Annotated in this window: 15 protein-coding genes; 13 read left to right on the top strand and 2 right to left on the bottom strand. The window is 67.2% G+C overall.

The window, feature by feature from the left end; translation table 11 throughout:
- Window positions 1-209: 209 nt before the first annotated feature.
- The gene (locus AK36_RS07965) at window positions 210-1,217 is read right to left on the bottom strand and encodes an iron-containing redox enzyme family protein (RefSeq protein WP_045578222.1); all 1,008 of its coding nucleotides are present in this window, start codon (window positions 1,215-1,217) and stop codon (window positions 210-212) included.
- A gap of 346 nt (window positions 1,218-1,563) precedes the next feature.
- Here AK36_RS07965 and AK36_RS07970 point away from each other — a divergent pair, with 346 nt between their 5' ends.
- From AK36_RS07970 to AK36_RS08010, 9 genes are all read left to right on the top strand, one after another.
- Window positions 1,564-1,770: a hypothetical protein gene (locus tag AK36_RS07970; protein WP_224019383.1), complete on the top strand. Its 207-nt coding sequence runs from the start codon at window positions 1,564-1,566 to the stop codon at window positions 1,768-1,770.
- A 144-nt stretch (window positions 1,771-1,914) separates the two neighbouring features.
- Window positions 1,915-2,094 carry a hypothetical protein gene (locus tag AK36_RS07975; protein ID WP_034194930.1) on the top strand — a complete coding sequence of 60 codons (180 nt, stop codon included), beginning with the start codon at window positions 1,915-1,917 and terminating at the stop codon, window positions 2,092-2,094.
- Window positions 2,095-2,170: 76 nt separating this feature from the next.
- Complete coding sequence (locus AK36_RS07980; protein ID WP_045578223.1) at window positions 2,171-3,136, top strand: heme oxygenase-like domain-containing protein; 966 nt, start codon at window positions 2,171-2,173, stop codon at window positions 3,134-3,136.
- Window positions 3,137-3,146: 10 nt separating this feature from the next.
- Window positions 3,147-4,142, top strand: a complete 996-nt coding sequence (locus AK36_RS07985) for an iron-containing redox enzyme family protein (protein ID WP_224019380.1) — start codon at window positions 3,147-3,149, stop codon at window positions 4,140-4,142.
- A gap of 8 nt (window positions 4,143-4,150) precedes the next feature.
- Window positions 4,151-5,638: a hypothetical protein gene (locus AK36_RS07990; RefSeq protein WP_045578224.1), complete on the top strand. Its 1,488-nt coding sequence runs from the start codon at window positions 4,151-4,153 to the stop codon at window positions 5,636-5,638.
- A gap of 37 nt (window positions 5,639-5,675) precedes the next feature.
- Window positions 5,676-7,172: a GMC family oxidoreductase gene (locus tag AK36_RS07995; protein ID WP_045578225.1), complete on the top strand. Its 1,497-nt coding sequence runs from the start codon at window positions 5,676-5,678 to the stop codon at window positions 7,170-7,172.
- Between the two features lie 1,054 nt (window positions 7,173-8,226).
- A complete protein-coding gene (locus AK36_RS08000) occupies window positions 8,227-8,853 on the top strand; it encodes a LysE family translocator (RefSeq protein WP_045578226.1) in 627 nt (208 codons plus the stop codon).
- Window positions 8,854-8,867: 14 nt separating this feature from the next.
- Complete coding sequence (locus AK36_RS08005; RefSeq protein ID WP_080938652.1) at window positions 8,868-9,629, top strand: class I SAM-dependent methyltransferase; 762 nt, start codon at window positions 8,868-8,870, stop codon at window positions 9,627-9,629.
- Window positions 9,630-9,793: 164 nt separating this feature from the next.
- Complete coding sequence (locus AK36_RS08010) at window positions 9,794-11,089, top strand: O-acetylhomoserine aminocarboxypropyltransferase/cysteine synthase family protein (RefSeq protein WP_045578227.1); 1,296 nt, start codon at window positions 9,794-9,796, stop codon at window positions 11,087-11,089.
- Between the two features lie 63 nt (window positions 11,090-11,152).
- Here AK36_RS08010 and AK36_RS32730 read toward each other — a convergent pair whose 3' ends face one another.
- Window positions 11,153-11,512: a hypothetical protein gene (locus AK36_RS32730; RefSeq protein WP_144410633.1), complete on the bottom strand. Its 360-nt coding sequence runs from the start codon at window positions 11,510-11,512 to the stop codon at window positions 11,153-11,155.
- A 138-nt stretch (window positions 11,513-11,650) separates the two neighbouring features.
- On the opposite strand from AK36_RS32730, the gene AK36_RS32735 reads away from it, so the two are divergent.
- The 4 genes from AK36_RS32735 to AK36_RS08025 all read left to right on the top strand — a co-directional run bounded on the left by AK36_RS32735 (window position 11,651) and on the right by AK36_RS08025 (window position 21,595).
- The gene (locus tag AK36_RS32735) at window positions 11,651-11,866 is read left to right on the top strand and encodes a hypothetical protein (RefSeq protein ID WP_106919415.1); all 216 of its coding nucleotides are present in this window, start codon (window positions 11,651-11,653) and stop codon (window positions 11,864-11,866) included.
- 491 nt (window positions 11,867-12,357) lie between these two features.
- Window positions 12,358-19,179 (top strand): DUF4347 domain-containing protein, encoded by a 6,822-nt coding sequence (locus AK36_RS08015; protein ID WP_045578228.1) that lies wholly within the window; start codon window positions 12,358-12,360, stop codon window positions 19,177-19,179.
- The gene (locus AK36_RS08020) at window positions 19,176-20,825 is read left to right on the top strand and encodes a TolC family protein (RefSeq protein ID WP_224383351.1); all 1,650 of its coding nucleotides are present in this window, start codon (window positions 19,176-19,178) and stop codon (window positions 20,823-20,825) included. The genes AK36_RS08015 and AK36_RS08020 overlap by 4 nt, the downstream gene beginning before the upstream one ends.
- The gene (locus AK36_RS08025) at window positions 20,822-21,595 is read left to right on the top strand and encodes an efflux RND transporter periplasmic adaptor subunit (RefSeq protein ID WP_052691549.1); all 774 of its coding nucleotides are present in this window, start codon (window positions 20,822-20,824) and stop codon (window positions 21,593-21,595) included. Before AK36_RS08020 ends, AK36_RS08025 begins: the two co-directional genes overlap by 4 nt.
- The last annotated feature ends 1 nt before the right edge of the window (window position 21,596 follow it).

Genomic DNA, 21,596 nt, shown 5'->3' on the forward strand with positions numbered 1-21,596 from the left:
TTCTTCCCTTTCTTCCCCTCATTGGCGTCCGTTGCAGACGCTGTCCCATCGGCCGGCAAAGCGATCGCTTTCCTGCGCACCCCGCTTCAGTCGTTTCGGCTCGGACGCGGCAACTGCGCGGTCGTGCCGATCAGCCCGAACCCGGCCGCTGCGCCGCCGAGATTGAAGACCTCGACACCGTCGCAGGCTCATCGCCTGCGCCCCCCGCCTCATAGCGAGAAGAAATCGACCTTGAGCCGCGGCACGTAGTTCGACATGTCGGTGTAGTACTGGATCACCTGGTCATGAAACTGATCGAACGCGTGCTTCACGTCGTGCATGTGGTTGATCGCGACGTGCGCGGCGTCGGCCGACACGTCGGTTGTGTGCGCAAGCGCCTGCTCCAGCAGGCCCGCATGGCCCGCGCCGACGTCGATGCGCATATGGCGCATCAGGCCGTCGAACACGTCCGCATCGAGCCCGGCGGCGCGCGCGATCTCGCGCCACGCGCCGCGCGCGCCGGCCTCGTCCTCGGGGCTCGCCTCGATCAGCTTCAGGCAGCACAGGTAACCGAGCGACGACGCGCGGCCGACCTCGCACAGCATGTTCACGAGCGACAGCGTGCCGATCACCGGATGCGCGTCGCGGATCTGCTCGCGCGGAATGCCCAGCTTCTCGACCGACGCAGCGATCAGCCCGTGATGCGCGTACTCGTCGGCCAGGTAGCCGCACAGCAGCTCGGCCGTCGCCTGATCGCGGCAATGCGCGATCGCTGCACCGACGTGACGCGGCGCGAGCCGGACGAAGTGGTAGGTCTCGAGCAGCAGCCCGGCGATCAGGTCGCGGCTTGCCTCGCCCCGCTCGAGCATGCCGAACAACCGGTGATAGCCGATCTGCGCGCGCCACATCCGCGTGCTGCGCTCGACCCGCTCGAGAAAATCCGCCACGGCGATCGTGGCGGCCGGCTGTTCGCGGCGCAGCAGGCCCAGTTCGTCCAGTTGCCCGACGATCGTCCGCACGCTGCCGATCGACACGTCCGAACGCTGCGCGATGTCATCGAGCGTATGTCGCCCGTCCAGGTAGCGCTTCATGCGCAGGAACGCGTCGCGGCTGCCCTGCACCTGCTCGAGCTCGAAACGCTCGTCGCCTACGATCATCGCCAGCCGCTCGCCGGCCAGCGCCACGAGCGTGCAATGCCGCAGCCTCGGCCGCACGCAGATTTCCGTCATCTCGCCCATGTCTTCGTCTCCGGTTGTTCGACCATCGTCCGATGCATTTTTCGAAACGATCGACGCATGCGCTGATTAAGAGAAAATAATCGCACGGGCGATTAAATCAATCTTGTATTGCGCAAACGTTGTACTAGATTATCTCCATGATTCCGCCAATTCAAGAAATCAGCGGACGTTTAAAATAAAGTTCGTTTTTACAAGAATATAAATAGGGGCCCCTTCCTTGGAATCATCCCAACCCATTTGAAGATCGGAGATGCCGCCGCTCCGGTGCCGCCTGGCCGCGGCACGGCTGCGTGCCGCGCTAATGGCGGCGGGGCGCTTGCGCCCGTTCTCATCGTCGGAGGTTGCTATGAGTGAACCGCTTACTGTCATCGTGCCACGAGGCACCAAGGTCGCCGTCAAGGAAGTCGACGCTTTGCAGACGGTCGACCCGCGCGCCGGCGCCGATCGTCACGCGCTGATCGTCGGCGGGGCCGATCTCAAGATTGCGATTGCAAAACATGCGGACGGTCAGCCGCTTTCGGCACGGGCCGCGTTCATGACCATGTGCGGATGAATATCAGTTAACGAATCGTCCGCACGACGGATGAAAAGGAATATATCCGATATTCACATTGCATTCCGGATTTCACTGTAAATCATCCAGCCCGATTATTCGAATCAGGCCGGAGCTCCTTTAATTTTCAAAACGGTGATCGATATGGCAAATACCCATCAGCCCACGGTTCATGAAGTGAAGAACGCCGAACCGGCCAAGAACGTGTTCGACGGCCACAAGGTGGATCTCTACATCAATACGGGCACGCTCGGCGGCAAGCACTACCTTGTCACCGTCAACAAGCCCGATGGCACGCCGACGCTGATCGCGATCCACCTGTAATCGCCGCGGCACCGATTCAGCCAGTTGCGGGGCGAGCCGCGCGCCCGCCCCGTGCGCCCACTTCGGGAGTCTCATCATGGAACAGATCGAATCGCCCGCATCCCGTCCGCGGCTGGTGACGCCGGTGACGCTGGGGCACGTCGACGCGCTGCCCGACGGCCCGCACGCCGCCGCCGCGCTGGCCCGCACGCTCGACCAGTTCGACGGCCGCCGCGATCTCGACGAGATCGCGCGCGACGAGCCCGCGTTGCCGCGCGCGCTGCTCGACGAGCTGGTCGGCACGCTGGACGAGGCCGGCCTGATCGACGACGACGCGCCGGTCGCGAGTCGCGCGGGCGCGGAAGTGATCCTCGAGATCGAGGATCTCGTCGAGCAGTACTGCGAGGAGACGCTCTACCGCAACCCGTTCTGGCGCGCATGCCTCGACACGCGCTCGCCGGGCGACCTGCCCGAGCGGCTCGCGATCGGCATGGTGATCGAGAACTGGCACTTCCTGTTCCGCGAAAGCTATTTCGATGCGCCCGTGCTGTCCTACGTGCCGAGCACGCCGGTGCGACTGACGCTCAACCGCTTCTTCTCCGAAGAGTACGGACACGACGAGATCCTGCTGCGCGCGCTGAACTTCGCGGGGCTGAGCCGCGCCGACATGCTCGACGCGATCCCGCTGCCCGAGACGATGGGGCTGTGCAATGCGCTCGCGTACTGGTCGCACAGCGATCCGCTGTTCTTCTTCACGACGCTCGGCTTGCTCGAAGGCCAGGGCATGCAGCACGACAGCTTCATCCAGGCGTGCGAGCGCGCGCAACTGCCCGACGGGCTCGTCGGCCCGCTCAAGACGCACGCGACCATCAACCTCAACGCGGCGCACGGCAGCCTGACACGCGCGATCTTTCACGACGTGCCGGTGCTCGATGCCGCCACCGTCGCACGCATGAAGGCCCAGTTGCGGCTGTTCGTCGAGCTCTACGACGACTTCTACACGGCCGTCTGGCACTACTACACATCCGACGCGCCGCTGCTGCGGCGCGCGTCCGACCTGTGAGGCAACCACCATGGACAGCTCGCTCGCAGCTCCCGCGATGCCGAAATTCCGCGGCATCGTGACCTCGCAGCTCACGGATAGCGGCGCCGTGCTGAGCGCCGGCGGCCGGCAATGCGCGTTCCGCTTCGCGCCCGACGAGGCGACCGACGTCGCGCGCCTGATCGGCGATTTGCACGCGGGCGGCATGACGCCCGAGGAACTGGCCGCGCGCTCGCCCCGCATCGCCGACAAGATCCCGCCGCTGCTCGCCGATTTCAACGTGCTGCGCCTGCTGATCGAATCCGATCCGCGCCGCGCCGCGGTGGCGACCAGCGGCGCGCAGCTCTACCGCGACATCCGCCGCATCGCGGAGCGCACCGCCGCGCGCAGCGCGCGCTCGGCATTCCTGCGCGCGCTGGTCGAACAGCGCGCGACGCGCCGCCAGCTGATCGGCTATGCGCTCGAGTATTACTGGATCGTGCGCGCGGCGCCGGGGCTGATCGGCCCAGCGCTCGGCTGGGCCGCCAGTCCCGCGGAGCGCACGCTGCTGCAGGACTTCCTGAAATCGGAGCTCGGCCACGACCGGTTTCTCGAGGCGTCGCTGAAGGCCGTGGGGCTCGCCGAGGCGCAGATCGAGCAGCACCAGCCGCTGCCCGCGACGTTCTCGCTCGCGGCCGCGCTCGGCGTGCACGCGCGCCAGCATCCGCTGTCGTTCAAGGCGAGCCTGTTTCTGTTCGAGCGCGCGCAGCCTGCATTCATCGACGCGTTCGACGCGCGCTGCGTCGCGCTCGGCATGCCCGAGGCGTTCTACCGGCCGCTGCGCGCACACGCGGACCTGAACGACACGTACCGGCACGAGGACATCTCGCGGCAGTTGATGGCGCTCGACACCGCGATCGATCCCGAAGCCTGCACGGTCACGAAACGCAACGTCTCGCTGATGGTCGAGACGCTGGTGCGCCAGGAACACGCCATCCTCGCCTACTACGCCGACGACAGCGCGCCGCTGCCGCGCATCTTCCACTGAGGGTCGCCATGGAACTCTGGACATTTCAGCGTTATCAGTCGCCGCGCCTCGTCGTCGACGCGATCCACCACGAGCCCGGCTCGGCGCTCGTCAGCATGCGCGCGGGCGCGCACGAATACCGGCTGGCGTTCGACGCCAGCGACGCAGCGGACCAGATCGCCGCGCAACTCCACAGCCTGACCGACACGGCGTCGCCGCTGTGGTGGACGCTGCGCGAAAGCGAACCCGACTCTGGCTGGCACGCGCTCGGCACGTTTCTCGACACGCATTCGCTGATCGGCGAGGCCGACGACACGGCCGCCGATGCGCTTGCCGCGCAGGCCGCGCGGATCGACTCGTGCATCGCGCAGACGGTCGCGGCCAGCCTCGCCACGCTCGGCGCGGCGCGGCGCGACGCGGTCGCGCGCGATGCCGCGACGCTCCGGCTGCACCTCGATCGACCCGCCTCCGCGCGCACGCTGTTCGACGCGGACGACGATCCGTTCGACGCGCAGGTCGAACCCAACTTCCATCTCGCGCTGCTGCGCATCGAGTTCGAATACTTCCGCCGCGCCGCGCCGCTCACGCTGGCAGCCGTCGCGCTGATGCTCGATGCGTTCTCCGGCGCGCCGCGCGCCAGCGCCGCGGACGACGCGCGGTTCGACACGGCCGGGCTGTACGACGAGCACGACCTGATGTCGCATCTATGGCTGGTCGCGTCGAGCCTCGTCGCCGCGAGCGGTGAAGACGCGCAGCGGCTGCCGTGCGCGGACGTGCCGGCCGTGTCGCTGTCGAACGGGCTCGAGTTCATGCGACAGACCGAGCTGATCACGCGCGAAACGCTGAACCTCTGGGGCGAGAATCCGTACGTGAGCGCGGTGGACGCGCTGAACGGCGGCTATTCGCCGCTCGTCGCCGGCCCGTTCATCGAGCAGTACCACGTGACGCGGCGCTTCGTGGAAATCATCGCGCCGCTGCTGAGCATGCGGCTCAGCATCCCGCTGCGCACGATGATGTTCCGCTACTACGGCGAGGAATACGGCCACGAGGCGCTCGAAAGCACGACCTGCGAGGCGCTCGGGGTCGCACCGCGCATGCTCGCGCAGATCGTGCCGCTGCCGCTGCACTTCGCGTTCGTCGACGCGCTCACGCTCCTCGCCGATGTCGACCCGGTGTCGTCGTTCGCCGCGATCATGGTCGTCGAGGGCATCTTCGGCGAGCCGCCGAAGATGTCGCTGCGCCTGATGGCGGCGGTCAAGGACAACGACGCGTTCCACAGCGTGTCCGGCGACCACGAGGAACTGAACGAATCGCTGAACCACAACAGCATCTCGCGCGACACGTTCGAGCAGATCGCCGCGATCGATCCCGTGCGCCAGACGATCGCGATGCGCCGCATCCTGTTCCTGCTCGAACTGAACCACCGCGCGTGGAGCGGCATCGCCGGCTTTTACGGCGCGCAGCCGACGCTCGCGCTGCACGGCCCGTACGGCCGGCTGCTCGACCCGCGCGGCTGACGGCGCCGCGCCAGCTCACACGCACGAGGAGAAGCCCGTGGACGAACGCTACGACTACATCGTCATCGGTTCCGGCTCGGCGGGCAGCATCGTCGCCGGGCGGCTCGCCGACAACCCGTCGATCAAGGTGCTCCTGCTCGAGGCCGGGCCGCTCGCGTCGCATTTCCCGCCGATCCGCGACCCGAACCAGATCAACTGCCTGTACCGCATCGGCGCGATTCACTGGGGTTACAAAAGCGTGCCGCAGACGCGCATGAACGATCGCGTGATGGACGTCTGGCGGGCGAAGGTGACGGGCGGCTGCACCGCGCACAACGACATGGTCTACGTGCGCGGCGCGCCTGCCGACTTCGATCAGTGGGCGAGCCGGTACGGCTGCGACGGCTGGCGCTACCAGGACGTCGCGCCGCACTTCGAGCAGGTCGAACGCATGCTGCAACCGACCACCACGACGCGCAACGCGTTCGGCGAGGCGTTCGTGAGCGCGAGCGAGCAGCTCGGCCACCGCTACAACCCGAACTACAACGACGGGCGGCCGATGGCCGGCGTGTCGCCGCTACGCTCGACCATCGACACGCGCTTCCAGCGCGTGACGAGCTACCAGCGCTACGTCGAGCCGCTGCTCGCGCGGCAGTCGAATCTGACGCTCGCCGCCGAATCGCTCGTCGAACGGATCGAGTTCAACGGCACGCGGCGCGCGGCCGCGGTGCACTACGTCCGCGGCGGCGCGCGCGTACGTGCGATCGCCGACCGGGAAATCCTGCTGTGCGCGGGCGCGATCAACTCGCCGCAGATCCTGATGCGCTCGGGCGTCGGCGACGCCGCGCAATTGCGGCAACTCGGCATCCCCGTGCAGATGGACCTGCCGGGCGTGGGCGCCAACCTGATGGACGCGTTGATCTTCCAGGGCATCTGGACGTCGCGGCAGCCGATCCTCGACCAGCCCGTCAACGAGGGCTACGCGATCGTCTGGGCGAACGCGAATGCCGACGGCCAGCCGGCCAATGCAGCCGAGATGATGCGCGGACGCTATACGTGCGGCCAGTCCGAGGAGGAACTGCGCAGTTTCTATTCGGTGACGGGCGACATGATGCGGCTACAAAGCCGGGGCCGCGTCGCGCTGCGCTCGGCCGATCCGACCGCCGCGCCGCTGATCGACATGAACTTCCTGTCGGCGCCGGGCGACTTCGAGCAATGCGTGCAGGGCTTCGAGCTGATGCGCTCGCTCGGCAACGCGCCCGGGCTGTCGGCCTGGCGCGGCGAGGAGCAGACGCCCGGCCCGTCGGTGCGCACGCCCGCCGAGATCCGCAACTGGATCCTGAGCAATGCGGGCTCGCTCAGCCATCCGGTCGGCACGTGCAGGATGGGCACCGGCAACGATGCTGTGGTCGATCCGCAGTTGCGCGTTCACGGGGTCGAGGCGCTGCGGGTCATCGACGTGTCGATCATGCCGCGCATCACGTCGGGGCATACGCAGGGGCCGGCGTTGATGATCGGGGAGAAAGGGGCTGCGTTGGTGTTGGGGGGTGGGTGATGGCGTGCGTGGATCGATACGCATGCGTTTGCGCGGGTTATGGTTCTTGGAATGTGCCGCGTCAAGAAAATATCCGCTTAGCTTGTTTTCGAGGCTGGACGTATCGAAGCCAACGCTGTTTGTGGCAACGACCGGAGCGCGTCAAGTGCGTCAACGAAGTCTGATCATCCTTGGTAATCCTCAAACTCCCACGCGGAAATGGATCATTCACGTATCGGCTTTAGCCACAGCCCTGTGAGTTGTTCATTTGTCAGTGACGCACCTGCGTTGGCTGCGAATTCCACGATGACATCTGCCGTATCACCGACGCCGGTATATAACCACCCAGACTCGCGGCGGAAATGTGTCTGCCATTCCGTGCCTCCAGGTAAGTCGACCGCAGCTCCGGGCACGAGAACGGAAATATCCGCGAGGAACAATCGGCCTGGACAAGTATTTGGAGGGACCATAACTCGATCTGTCCATCGCGTGTGTGGAAACAAGCCCCACGGAAATAGTATTTCGCCGGTTTCTACGGATACCTCCAATTGAAGCGTACCAATCGAAATAGATCCAGTTCGGGAGCCCCGAACTCGGCTGTTTAATTCATTTTCCCTCGGAACGAAGTCGAACGAGTACTCAGCTTGGCAGTACACCAGCTGCCCGGCGAGTACGGGGCCAGATTTCCATGTAAATCTCATTTCGGGCCGCTTTTAAAAAGGAAATGGATAACCGTCTTGGCACTTGGATTCACAACCAATTCATATGTGCCGGTCCTACCATTCATAGTTCCTGGTGAATCCCAGCGAAGTGCCCCCGGCACTCCGCCTGGGTCAGGGACTGGCGTAGTCGAGTCCATAATGCTCTGCATCAGAAGCCGCGCATCCCCGTAGAGACGAACCGATGTCCCGCCGCCGCTCACCTCACCAACGCGATTCTGCACCGTTTTCGACCACCGCAATCTGTTGGAGGGCAAGGTCCGAATAACTTGAGATCGACGTCGGCGCAAGCGAGCCGAACAAACCGACTACAATCCCCCCATCCCCGCCGCTGCGCCAACCCTGCCGGAGCCGCCATGTTCGACCTGACCACGCTGACCACCTTCACCGCCGTCGTCCTGGGTCTGTTCCTGATCCCCGGCCCCGCCGTGCTGCTCGTCCTCAGCCGCACCGTACAGGGCGGCCGCAAGACCGGCATCCTGACCGGCCTCGGCGTCGCCAGCGGCGACTTCGTGCATACGCTGTTCGCGGCCGTCGGTTTGTCGGCGCTGCTGATGACGTCCGCGCTCGCGTTCAACGTCGTGAAGTGGGTCGGCGCCGCCTACCTGATCTACCTCGGCGTGCGTGCGCTGATCGAGAAGCCGTCCGACCCGTCGCTGCCGAAGCTGTCGCCCGTCACGCCGCTGAAGGCGTATCTGCAGGCCATCCCCGCCGAAGTGCTGAACCCGAAAACCGCACTGTTCTTCCTCGCGTTCATGCCGCAGTTCGTGCATCCGGAACGCGGCTCGACGTTCGTGCAATTCGCCGTGCTCGGCCTGATCTTCGTCGCGCTCAGTTCGCTGTACACGACGCTGATCGCCTGCTCGGTCCGTCCGCTCGGCCGGCTCGTGAGGCGGCTCGCGTGGCTGACGCGTTGGCAAGGCAAGATCATCGGCTCGATCTTCATCGCGCTCGGCCTGCGCGTCGCGGCTCAGCAGCGTTGACGCATGCGCTCCGCATGATGTCCGACACGGCACCCGCCCGCGAAATCCTCTACACCGACCCGCGCCTCGTCGCGGTCTACGACCTGTTCAACGCGGGCGATCACGACTTCGCGTTCTACGCATCGCGCATCGGCACCGTTCAGCAGCGCATCCTCGATCTCGGCTGCGGCACCGGCCGGTTCGCGCGTCAGCTCGCTGCGGCCGGGCACGACGTCGTCGCGATCGATCCGGCCGCCGCGATGATCGAGCATGCACGGCAGCAACCCGGTGCATCCGCGGTGCGCTGGGCCGTCAGCGATCTCGCCGGCCTGTCGCCCGACGCGCGCTTCGATACGGTCGTGATGACCGGCCACGCATTCCAGTGCCTGCTGACCGACGCCGCGATCGACGCCACGCTGCACGGCGTGCGGCGTCTGCTGAACGAGGGCGGACGCTTCATGTTCGAGACACGCAATCCACGTGTCGAACCGTGGCGCAGATGGGTACCGTCCGCGCCCGCATCGCACGTCGAATCGCCCGATTTCGGCCGCGTCGAACTGCATCGCGCGGTCACCGCAATCGACGGCCCGGTCGTGTCGTTCGACACGTACTACCGTTTCTGCCGCGACGATATACGGCTGCAAAATACGAGCCGATTGCGCTTCATCGCCCAACCCGATCTGCAAGCACGCGTGACGGCAGCCGGCTTCTCGGCGACGCAATGGTGCGGCGACTGGCAAGGCGCGCCATTCGACGACGCGACGAGCGCCGAGATCATCGCGATCTGCCGCGCGTGAGCGCACGGATTCGCACCGCCCGCCACGACATCCCGCTGCGCAGCATTCGCTGAAAACGCACGCGATGCGCCGGCGCACCATAAGCAACAAACGATTCGTTCTAAAGCCCGCAGCGCCCGTGCTCCTATAATCGGCCGACCATCACAACAACGTACGGAGCACCCATGACCGATCAGGCCTCTTCGAACTGGCGCCTTGAAACCATCGCCGTGCACGGCGGCTATCGCCCCGACCCGACCACGCGCGCCGTGGCCGTGCCGATCTATCAGACGGTCGCGTACGCATTCGACGACACGCAGCACGGCGCCGACCTGTTCGACCTGAAGGTCCAGCGCAACATCTACACGCGCATCATGAATCCGACGACGGACGTGCTCGAGCAGCGCATCGCAGCACTCGAGGGCGGCGTCGGCGCGCTCGCGCTCGCGTCGGGCCAGGCGGCCGTCACCTATTCGATCCAGACGATCGCGGAAGCCGGCGACAACATCGTGTCCGCGAGTTCGCTGTACGGCGGCACCTACAACCTGTTCGCGCACACGCTGCCGCAATACGGGATCACGACGCGCTTCGCCGACCCGCGCGATCCGGCGTCGTTCGACGCGCTGATCGACGCGCGCACGAAGGCGATCTTCGCGGAATCGGTGGGCAATCCGCTCGGCAACGTGACCGACATCGCCGCGCTCGCCGACATCGCCCATCGCCACGGCATTCCGCTGATCGTCGACAACACGGTGCCGTCGCCGTACCTGCTGCGTCCGTTCGAGCACGGCGCGGACATCGTCGTGCACTCGCTGACGAAGTATCTCGGCGGCCACGGCACGAGCCTCGGCGGCGCGATCGTCGACTCCGGCAAGTTCCCGTGGGCGCAACATGCAGACCGCTTCAAGCGGCTCAACGAACCCGACGTCAGCTATCACGGCGTCGTGTACACGGAAGCGTTCGGCGCGGCCGCGTATATCGGCCGCGCGCGCGTCGTGCCGCTGCGCAACATGGGCGCGGCGATCTCGCCGTTCAACGCGTTCCAGATCCTGCAGGGCATCGAGACGCTCGCGCTGCGCATCGAGCGGATCAGCGACAACGCGCTGAAGGTCGCCCAGCATCTCGCGCGCCACGAAAACGTCGAATGGGTGAACTACGCGGGGCTGCCCGATCACCCCGATCATCCGCTCGTCGCGCGCTATCTGTCCGGCCGCGCGCCCGGCATCCTGACGTTCGGCGTCAAGGGCGGCCGCGACGGCGGCGCGAAATTCCAGGACGCGCTCAAGCTGTTCACGCGGCTCGTCAACATCGGCGACACGAAGTCGCTCGCGACGCATCCGGCATCGACGACGCACCGCCAGTTGTCGCCGGCCGAGCTCGCGAAGGCAGGCGTGAAGGAAGAAACGGTGCGGCTGTCGATCGGCATCGAGCATATCGACGACCTGCTCGCCGACCTCGATCAGGCGCTCGCGCAGCTGTGACGCGAAGCGGGCGTGCCGACACGCCCGCTTCGAAAGTCTGCCCTCGAGGCGGCTTCGCCGTGTTCAATCCCCGGCCGATGTCGGGGCGACGCCCGGCACGAAACCGTCGTACGCCGCAGCGCCTGCTGCGACGTCGCGGCCGTCGGATATGTGTCCACAATGTGCGTGGCGTTGACTGGGGCCGCGCCCTGGTTGCGCAATGCACGCCGCCAGTTCGATCGCATCTTCGCGCGACTGGCGGTTGCCGTGGTCGGCCAGCACGTTCAGCGCGCTCACTTCGTCGCACGGAGTCAGTCGTAGTTGCTCGTTCAATTTGCGCGATTGATGCGATGCGGTACCGACCTCGCCGCTCTCCGACGAGCTCACCTCCCGCCCTGCGCCTGGTATCGGCATGGCGGCGTTTCGCATCGCGCAGAAGCGCATCGCCGCGCATTCTCCGGCACGCGCCCGGCTTGCTCATCATCAACATTTCGTTGCTCGTCGCAAACGGCACATGGGGCAATCACCGCAACCGAACAAACAAGCTCCAGTTGCCGCTGATCAGACAATTAGTCTGACGCCTTGACAGCCGATTTTCTTATCGACCCATTCAACTTTTTCCAGTCCGATGAAATTGTTGCCGCGCCTGTTTCGATCGGCAATTTAGGGCTCGCAAACATTTGCGCCGACGCAGAATCGACATTCCACGCCGCGTCCCATGACGGCGACGCGTTGTTCATCGAAGTGTTCGTCAGCACGCGCCACGAGCGGCGGCCGAAGACCTGCCTAACAGCCTGAACGTGGAAGCCGATAATCCGGCGCAAACGTTTTTACCAACGAATCTGTTTCATGAAAATCGGCACCAGCGGTATATAACCCCATGTGCCGCACGGCCGCGCCATTCGATTTTCCTGCCATCCGCTAGAGCAGTTACGTCGCGAGCCGGCGGCCCTGCCGGAACCTTGAAAACACGCCGTTTGAATCAGGGGATAAACCCTGCCTTCAGAAACACAGGGCGGCGCCGTAAACACGACGAGCAAGACACTCAAGCCGTTCGACGCGGCCGTTGAATTCACAACCAACCCGACCGTCATGATCGGCGTGTCGCGCAGCAACATGCCCGTCAACATCCGCAATCCGTACCTCGGTCTGTCATTCATTATCGCGCTGGAAGGCAGCTTCCCGTCGCGCGGCTGATCGCGACCGGGCTTCAATCATCAGGCGGGGCCGGTGCGGCCCCGCAGCCGGCCGCACGGCATCTGGCAGGTAGCAGCAGGGAGAGCATCGTCATGAAGATCATCAAGCAGTGGTTCGCGCGCCAGAAGCAAAACGCCAGCCAGCCCGGCCCGCGCATCGCGGCCTCGCCCCTGTTGCTCGCCCTCGAGCCGCGTGTCGTCTACGACGCATCGGTGGCCGCCGTGGCCGCCCAGCCGCATGCCCACGAGCACGCGCCAGCGGAAGTCATCCATCGCACCGAGGCGCACATCTACACGCCCACGGGCAGCACATCGAACAATGCCACGGCCAACGCACCGGCGGACAAGCCGCAGGGCAGCGACCCGATCTCGCCGTTCGCGCAGAACCGGCAGCAGGCACCATCGACGCAACGGGAAGCGCAACATGCCGCCACGACCGACGGCAGCGCCGCGATGTCGGCCGCGCAGACCCAGATCGTGTTCATCGACCCGAGCGTCGCGAACTACCAGGTCCTGATCGCCGGTCTGCCCGCCGGTACGCAGTACGTGGTGCTCGACGCGAAAACCGACGGCCTCGCGCAGATCGCGCAATACCTGCAGGCCCATCGCGGCGTGGAGTCGATCAGCCTGCTCTCGCACGGCAGCGACGGCGCGATCCAGGTCGGCTCCACCTGGCTCACCAACGGCGATCTGTCCGGCTACAGCACGCAGCTCGCACAGATCGGCGCGGCGATGCACGCCGGCGGCGACTTCCTGATCTACGGCTGCGACGTGGCCCAACAGGCCGACGGTCAGGCACTGGTGCAGAAGATCGCCGGCATCACCCACCTGAACGTGGCCGCCTCGATCGACGCGACCGGCTCGGCCGCGCTCGGCGGCAACTGGACGCTCGAATACCAGGTCGGCAACGTCCACACCGCGCTGAACGAATCGGCCAGCGCCCAGGCGCAGTTCAACGAACTGCTCGGCGTGACGACGGAAACCTACGACAGCGCGGCCGCCGACAACTTCGCGGCGATCGGCCTGTCCCAGTTCACGCTCGACGGCCTCGTCTACACGTTCGACCAGCCCGGCAACACCTACGCCTACAACGCGTCGAACTCGCCGTTCCCGAGCGACATCTCCGTGTCGCCCACCGACGGCGTCCTGGACATCAACGCCGACGGCGCCTCGACGATGAGCAACGTCACCATCTCGCTCGCCAACGGCCACCAGTTCAGCCTGCAGAGCTTCGACCTCAGCTCGTTCAACGGCGACCTGTACATCCAGGCCACCTACGCCAACGGCTCGAAGAGCGCGCTGGTCCAGCTCGCCACGGCCGCGGTGGGCGGCTTCACCGGCACCGTGTCGAGCCAGATACAGCTCGGCAGCGCCTTCAACAACATCGTCTCGTTCTCGCTGATCGACCAGAACGACTCGGGCAGCTTCGAGCCCACGCTCAACAACCTCGCCTATACCGACAACGGCCCGTCGGTGACCACCAGCAGCGGCAGCGCGTCGTGGAGTTCGAGCGACAACGGCGTGGGCGGCACCGCTGTGGCGGTGGACCCCGGCATCACGATCTCCGACCCCAGTTCGGCCTCGGCAAGCACCGCCACGGTCCGCATCACCAACGTGCAGAGCGGCGACCAGTTGTCGTTCGTCGCGCAAAACGGCATCACCGGCAGCTACAACAGCGCCACCGGCGTCCTGACGCTGACCGGCAGCGGGTCGCCCAGCCTCGCCAGCTGGCAGGCCGCGCTGCAGTCGATCACGTTCTTCAGCACGCAGGCCTCGCCCAACCTGTCCACCACCACCCGCACGGTGTCGTTCGCGTTCAACGACGGCACCGAGGCGAGCAACGTGGCCACGCGCACCATCACCGTCACCTCCGTCGACCAGACGCCGCTCGTGACCGAGGGCGGCGCCACCAGCACCAGCTACTTCGCCGGCTCGGCCGCGGTCGCGGTCGACGCCAACGTGCACGTCAGCGACGCCGACACGCCGACGCTGACCTCGGGCGCCGTCACGATCGCAAGCGGCTACGCGACCGGCGACACGCTCGCGTTCAACAACTCGAACGTGACGCTGTATGGCAACATCATCGGCAGCTACAATGCGACCACGCACGCGCTCACGCTGACGTCGGCCGGCGGCACCGCCACCGTCGCGCAATGGCAGAACGCTTTCGACGCCGTCACGTTCGCGAGCGCGACGGGCACGACGGGCGGCACGCGCGACATCACGTTCGCCGTCAGCGACGGCACCAAGACCAGCGCGCTGCTGCATCACAGCATGGTGGTCACGGCCGGCCCGACGGTCAGCACCGACAGCGGCTCGGCGCAGTTCGTGAGCGGCGACAACACCACCTCGACGCCGGTGGCGGTCGACCCGGGCATTCTGCTCACCGACGGCAGCAGCACGACGCTGGTCAGCGCGACCGTCGCGATCACCGGCAACTTCCAGGGCAATCACGACCAGCTGCTGTTCACCGCCAATCCGGCGACGATGGGCAACATCAGCGGCGCGTACGACGGCAGCACGGGCGTGCTGACGCTGACCGCGGCCGGCGGCGCGTCGCTGCTGCAGTGGCAGAACGCGCTTGCCTCGATCCAGTTCACGAACGACCTGGTGGTGCCTTCGTCCAGCACACGCACGGTCAGCTTCCAGATCAACGACGGCACGCTGACCAGCTCGACGGCCACGCGCAACGTGACCGTGACGGCCACCGACCAGACGCCGGTGATCGGCGCCGGCGGCAACACCGTCTCGTTCGTGGCCGGCGACAACACCGCCTCGACGGCGGTCGCCGTCAACGACGCCATCACCGTCGGCGATCTGGACGGCGGCCCGCTCCAGCAGGCCGTGGTCACCATCACCGGCCATTACGAGGCGACCGACGTGCTCGCCTTCAACAACAACAGCACCGCGCTGTACGGCAACATCTCGGCCGTGTACGCGAACGGCACGCTGACGCTGACCTCGTCGGGCAACCAGGCCACGCTCGCACAGTGGCAGAACGCGCTGCGGGCCGTCACCTACGACTCGACGGCCATTACGCCGGGCGCACTCGCGCGCACCGTCAGCTTCGCGATCAGCGACGGCACCAAGACCAGCACCGCGGCCACCTCCACCGTGACCGTCGCCGATACCGACCAGACACCGGTGATCGGCGGCTCGTCGGGGAGCCTCACGTTCACGCAGGGCGACAACGTGCCCAGCACGCCGGTCGTGATCGATTCGGGCATCACGGTGTCCGATCGCGACAACGCCACGCTGACCCAGGCCAACGTCGTGATCGCGAGCGGTTACGACGCGAACGGCGATACGCTGCTGTTCACCAACGACGGCTCGACGATGGGCAACATCACGGGCGCGTACTCGAACGGCGTGCTGGCCCTCAGCTCGGCGGGCGGCACCGCCACGCTCGCGCAATGGCAGGCCGCGCTGCGCTCGGTCCGCTTTACCGATTCGGCCGCCACGCCGGACGGCACGCAGCGCGTCATCAACTTCGTGATCACGGACGGCACGAAGGTCAGCACCAACTTCCAGCGCACGATCAACGTCGTTCCGACCGACCAGTCGCCGATCGTCACCGACAGCGGCGGCACCACCACCTTCGTTTCGGGCGACAACGCGCCCTCCGCCCCGGTCGTGGTGGACGCCGGCTTGACGCTGACCGACTCCGACTCGGCGACCATGGCGTCGGCCACCGTGGCGATCACCGGCAACTTCCACAGCGGCGAAGACGTGCTCGCGCTCGGCAACGGCGCGTTCGGCGACATCCAGGCGCATTTCGACGCCGGCACCGGCACGCTCACGCTGACCTCGGCCGGCGGCTCGACCGCCGCCCAGTGGCAGGCCGCGCTGCGCTCGGTCACCTACACCGACACGGCCGTGGTGCCGCAGACCGCGAGTCGCACCATCAGCTTCAGCGTCAACGACGGCACCAAGTCCAGCGTCGGCTCGAGCAAGGTGATCGTGGTGCAGGCGACCCATCAGACGCCGCTGGTCGGCGCCTCGGGCAACAGCCTCGACTACCTGACCGGCCAGGCCGCCACCGCGATCGACAGCGGCATCACGCTGACCGACCGGAACGTGAGCGGCTCGACGCTGGTACCGATGTCGATCACGGTACAGATCACCGCGGGTCTGCAAAGCGGCGACACGCTCGGCATCAGCGTGCCGCCTTCGACGCTGACCAACGGCATGAACGTCAACTACGACGCGGCCAGCGGCACGCTGACGATCAGCTCGACCGGCGGCACCGTCGCGCAATGGCAGACGGTGCTCGACAGCCTGCAGTTCTCGACCGGCGCCAACGCCGCGCTCGGCACGCGCACCGTCAGCGTCGTCGTCAACGACGGCGTGAAGACCAGCTCGCCGCTCGACTACAGCGTCAACGTGATCAGCTCGGCGCCGGCGCTGGGCACCTCCAGCACCGGCAGCGCGAGCTTCGTGGCCGGCGACAACGCCAGCGCCGCGCCGGTGGCGATCGACCCGAACCTGACCGTCGCGGACCCGCTCGGCAACGTAGTCGACGGCGCGGTGATCGCGATCACGGGCAACCTGTATAGCGGCGAGGACCGGCTGTCGTTCAGCAACGACGGCCTGACGATGGGCAACATCACCGGCAGCTACGATGCGTCGACCGGCATGCTGACGCTGACCTCGGCGAACGGCTCGGCCACGCTCGCCCAATGGCAGGCCGCGCTGCGCTCGGTGGCCTATAGCGACACGCAGGTCACGCCGAACGACGCGACGCGCACCGTCAGCTTTTCGCTGAGCGCCGGCTCGCAGTTCAGCAACGCGCTGACGCGCACCATCGTCGTCACGCCGACCGAGCAGACCCCGCTGCTGTCCACCAGCAGCACCGGTAGCGCCGCGTTCGTGGCCGCCGACAACGCGGCATCCACGCCGGTCGCGATCGACACCGGCATCGCGGTGACCGACCTCGACAATGCGACGCTGGCCGCGGCCACCGTGCAGATCGGCGCGGGCTTCCACGCCGGGCAGGACGTGCTCGCGTTCACCAACGACCGCGCCACGATGGGCAACATCACCGCCGCCTACGACGCCGCGCACGGCACGCTCACGCTCGTCTCGTCGGGCGGCACCGCCACGCTAGCGCAATGGCAGGCCGCGCTGCGCTCGGTCACCTACACCGACACGGCCGTCACGCCCGACACGGCCACCCGCACCATCGGCTTCGCGGTCAGCGACGGCGCCAAGACCAGCGTCGCCATCACGCGCGACGTGACCGTCGCCACCACCGACCAGACGCCGACGCTCTCCACCACCAGCAGCGGCCCGGCCGCGTTCGTGGCGGGCGACAACGCCGCATCCGTACCGGTGACGATCGACGGCAGCCTCACGCTGAGCGACCTCGACAACGCCACGCTGGCCTCGGCCACCGTGCAGATCGGCGCGGGCTTCCACGCCGGCGAGGACGTGCTCGCGTTCAGCAACGACGGCACGATGGGCAACATCACGGCGAGCTTCGACGCCGCGCACGGCACGCTCACCCTCGTCTCCGCGGGCGGCACCGCCACGCTCGCGCAATGGCAGGCCGCGCTGCGCTCGGTCACCTACACCGACACGGCCGTCACGCCCGACGCGACCACCCGCAGCATCGGCTTCACCATCAACGACGCCGTCAAGACGAGCGCCGCGCTGGAGCGCAGCGTGTCGGTCACGGCGACGCACCAGACGCCACTGCTCGGCGTGGACGGCACGCAACTGAGCTATACGGCGGGCGGCCGCGTCACCGTCCCGGTGTCGATCGGCACCGGCATCACGCTGACCGATCTGAACGCCACGGCGCCCACCACCGCCACGATCGCCCTCAGCGGCGCCTTCGACGCCCAGCACGACGTGCTGAGCTTCGCGGCAGGCGCGGCCACCGGCGACATCGCCGCGAGCTTCGACGCCGCGCACGGCACGCTCACGCTGCACTCGGCCAGCGGCAACGCCACCGTGGCGCAATGGCAGGCCGCGCTCACCGCGGTCGGCTATCTCCATACGCAGGCCGAGCACACCGGCAGCACGCGCACGCTGGTGTTCACGGTCGGCGACGGCGTCAAGACCAGCGCGCCGCTCACGCGCACGCTGACCATCGTCGGCACGGCGCAGCCGGTCGGCACGCCGATCCTGCCGCAATGGGTGCTGCCGCACGACCAGAACGGTCAACCCGACCGCGAGCAAACCGGCGCCATGCCGATCGGCCTGCCGCACGCCGCGCCGCTGCTTGCCGACGACAGCCTCGGCCAGTCCGACGGCGTATCGAGTCCGCTGATCGTGCTCGATGCATTCGGCGCGACCAGCCAGCGGGACGTCGGTTCGATCGGCACGCGCGACACCTTCACCTTCGCGAGCCACGGTGCGCGCGAGCGTTCGCTCGGCGACACGCACGTGCGGCCGCTCGATTCGCTGGTACCGGCCGGGATCGAAGGCGCGACGCCGGCTGCTCATCCGCTGGCGCCGATCGACGTGCATCCGCTGCATCGTGCCGGCCAGGATTTCGCGGTGAACGTGCGGACGCTGGTGCAGACGCCCGCCACCCGCGACGCGCAGGCGCCGGGCGCCGACGACGCGGCCGTCACCGCCGTCACGCTCGCCAACGGCGCGCCGCTGCCGGCGTGGCTGCACTACGACGCGCAATCGGGCGTACTCAGCGGCAAGCCGCCCGGCGGCGTGCACGACGTTCGGGTCACGCTCGTGCTGCGCGATGCCGCCGGCAACCTCGTGCGCCGCGAGGTGACGATGCGCTTCGACGCCCACGGCAACGCCGCCGGCAAGCCCGCCGAACACGGCAAGGGCAACGGCCACGCCGTCGCGCCGCACGCGCAGGCCGCGCCCCTCGCCAAGCCCTCGCTCGCCGCCCAGTTCGCCAATGCGCTGGCCACCCTGCACGTCACCGGGGAGCGCCGCTCATGACCTTCGCTTTCGCCCGTTCATTCGCCCATTTTTCCAAGAGACCCCTCGACTTGAAAAACAAGACGCTCCGGGGACGCGCACCGCGTCCCGCATTGCTCGCGGCCGCCGTGGCCGTCGTCTGGCTGTCCGGCTGCGCCATCAAGCCTGTACCGTTCACGGATGCCGAGCGCGCCGCCACCGCCCACACCGACCGCACGGCGATGTTCGCCGACCAGCAGCCGGTGACCGGTCCGATCACGCTCGACGAGGCCATGGCGCGCGCCGTGCGCTACAACCTCGACCATCGCCTGAAGATGATGGAAGAGGCGCTCGCCCAGCGCCAGCTCGACCTGTCGAACTTCGACCTGCTGCCCAAGCTGACGGCCGCAGCCGGTTACGCCAACCGCAACCACGAGCTCGCTTCGTCGTCGGAAGGTCTCTACACGCACGACCAGTCGCTGATTCCGTCGTACTCCACCGACAAGAACAGCCGCACCGCCGACCTGAACCTGTCCTGGAACATCCTCGACTTCGGCGTGAGCTACTTCGAGGCCAAGGAACAGTCCGACCGCGTGCTGGTGCTCGAGCAGCGCCGCCGCAAGGTCGTGCAGCTGATGATGCAGCAGGTGCGCGAGGCCTACTGGCAAGCGGTGGGCGCGCAGCGCCTGCGCGATCGCATCGAGCCGCTGCTGACCCAGGCGCGGTCGGCGCTCGACGATTCGCGCCGCACCCAGGCGCAGGGCCTGCGCTCGCCGCTCGACACGCTGAACTACCAGCGCTCGCTGCTCGATCTGATGCGCCAGCTCGAGGCCGTGCGCGACCAGCTCGAGGAAGCCAAGCCGCGCCTCGCCTCGCTGATGAATCTCGAGCCGGGCAAGGACTTCACGCTGGCCGCGAGCAGCGACTTCAAGGTGCCGGCCTTCGACATGGCCATGCCGAACATGGAAGACATGGCGCTGCAACGCCGCCCCGAGCTGGTGGAAGCGAGCTACAACGAGCGCATCAGCGTGAACGAGACGCACAAGGCGATGGCCAAGCTGCTGCCCGGCATCGAGTTCAGCCTCGGCGCGCACTTCGACAGCAACAGCTTCCTGGTGTACAACGCCTGGCGCACGGCCGGCATCAGCGTGAGCTGGAACCTGCTGAACCTGCTGAACGCGCGCAACATCCGCGGCACCGCGCAGGCGCAGCTCGACGTGGCCAAGATGCAGCGCATGGCGCTGAGCATGGCGGTGCTCACGCAGGTGCACGTGGCGCGCAGCGAGCTCGCGGCGAAGACGCGCCAGTTCGACCTGTTCAAGCAGATGAACGACGTGGACGGCCAGATCCTGCGGCATACGCACAACGCCACGGAAGCGAACGCGCAGGGCAAGCTCGAGGAAATCCGCATCGCCACGCAGGCGATGATGTCGGAGCTGCGCCTGTACCAGAGCTACGGCGAACTCGAAAGCGCCTATGGCCAGATGCTCGCCACGCTGGGCCTCGACCCGATGAGCGACAAGCCCACCGGCTACGACCTCGCCGCGATTCGCAGCGCGATCACCGCCTCGCAGCAGCACTGGGACGCGCTCGCCGAGGGCGGCGACCCGGCCGCCGTGGCCCCCGCCCAACCCGGCCCGACGCTGGCCGCGGCCGCCTCGCGCGATGCAGGAGCTGTGCAGAAATGAAGCCGTTCAAGCACTACCGGGCAGCCGGCGCGATCGCGCTGCTCGTCGCCTCGCGCCTGGTCCTGGCGGCGCCCCCGGCGCCGCCGCCGGGCGCGCCGGCCGTCGACAATCCCGATTCGAGGATCCGCATCCAGCTCGTGTCGCGCGATCAGGTGGACATCTCGAGCGAAGTGGCGGCCAAGATCGCCTCCCTGCCGTTCCGCGACGGCGATTCGTTCCGCGCCGGGCAGACGCTCGTCACGCTCGACTGCTCGCTGTACAACGCGCAGCTGCGCAAGGCGCAGGCCGACGCGGACGGCGCCCGCGACCTGCTCGACACCAACCGCAAGCTCCTCGCGCTGCATTCGATCGGCGCGCTCGAGGTGCAGCAGGCGCAGGCCAAGCAGAAGGCCAGCGCGGCCGAGGTGGCCTATATGTCGGCCACCGTCCGCAAGTGCGCGATCGCCGCGCCGTTCGACGGCCGCGTGTCCAGGCGCAGCGCCTCGCCGCAGCAGTTCGCCGAACCGGGCAAGCCGCTGCTCACCGTGGTGGACACCAGCCACCTCGAGCTGAAGATGATCGTGCCGTCGAAATGGCTCGCCTGGCTGCGTCCGGGCCACGCGCTGAGCGTGCAGGTGGACGAAGTCGGCAAGACCTACCCGGCCAAGGTGGCGCGGATCGGCGCGCGCGTCGACCCCGTCACGCAGACGGTGGACGTGACGGCGGCGTTGAATGCCGGCGCGCCCGAGCTGCTGCCTGGCATGAGCGGGTGGGCGACTTTCGCGCGGTGAT

Origin of the sequence: Burkholderia vietnamiensis LMG 10929, from assembly GCF_000959445.1 — a bacterium.
GTDB lineage: Bacteria > Pseudomonadota > Gammaproteobacteria > Burkholderiales > Burkholderiaceae > Burkholderia > Burkholderia vietnamiensis.

What these genes read in the sequence shown, in the direction of transcription:
- AK36_RS07990 (WP_045578224.1), top strand. Translation starts at nt 4,151, where the DNA reads ATGGAACTCTGGACATTTCAGCGTTATCAGTCGCCGCGCCTCGTCGTC.
- AK36_RS07970 (WP_224019383.1), top strand. Translation starts at nt 1,564, where the DNA reads ATGAGTGAACCGCTTACTGTCATCGTGCCACGAGGCACCAAGGTCGCC.
- AK36_RS08000 (WP_045578226.1), top strand. Translation starts at nt 8,227, where the DNA reads ATGTTCGACCTGACCACGCTGACCACCTTCACCGCCGTCGTCCTGGGT.
- AK36_RS08025 (WP_052691549.1), top strand. Translation starts at nt 20,822, where the DNA reads ATGAAGCCGTTCAAGCACTACCGGGCAGCCGGCGCGATCGCGCTGCTC.
- AK36_RS08010 (WP_045578227.1), top strand. Translation starts at nt 9,794, where the DNA reads ATGACCGATCAGGCCTCTTCGAACTGGCGCCTTGAAACCATCGCCGTG.
- AK36_RS07965 (WP_045578222.1), bottom strand. Translation starts at nt 1,217, where the DNA reads ATGGGCGAGATGACGGAAATCTGCGTGCGGCCGAGGCTGCGGCATTGC.
- AK36_RS08015 (WP_045578228.1), top strand. Translation starts at nt 12,358, where the DNA reads ATGAAGATCATCAAGCAGTGGTTCGCGCGCCAGAAGCAAAACGCCAGC.
- AK36_RS07975 (WP_034194930.1), top strand. Translation starts at nt 1,915, where the DNA reads ATGGCAAATACCCATCAGCCCACGGTTCATGAAGTGAAGAACGCCGAA.
- AK36_RS08005 (WP_080938652.1), top strand. Translation starts at nt 8,868, where the DNA reads ATGATGTCCGACACGGCACCCGCCCGCGAAATCCTCTACACCGACCCG.
- AK36_RS07980 (WP_045578223.1), top strand. Translation starts at nt 2,171, where the DNA reads ATGGAACAGATCGAATCGCCCGCATCCCGTCCGCGGCTGGTGACGCCG.
- AK36_RS07985 (WP_224019380.1), top strand. Translation starts at nt 3,147, where the DNA reads ATGGACAGCTCGCTCGCAGCTCCCGCGATGCCGAAATTCCGCGGCATC.
- AK36_RS08020 (WP_224383351.1), top strand. Translation starts at nt 19,176, where the DNA reads ATGACCTTCGCTTTCGCCCGTTCATTCGCCCATTTTTCCAAGAGACCC.
- AK36_RS32730 (WP_144410633.1), bottom strand. Translation starts at nt 11,512, where the DNA reads ATGCGCTTCTGCGCGATGCGAAACGCCGCCATGCCGATACCAGGCGCA.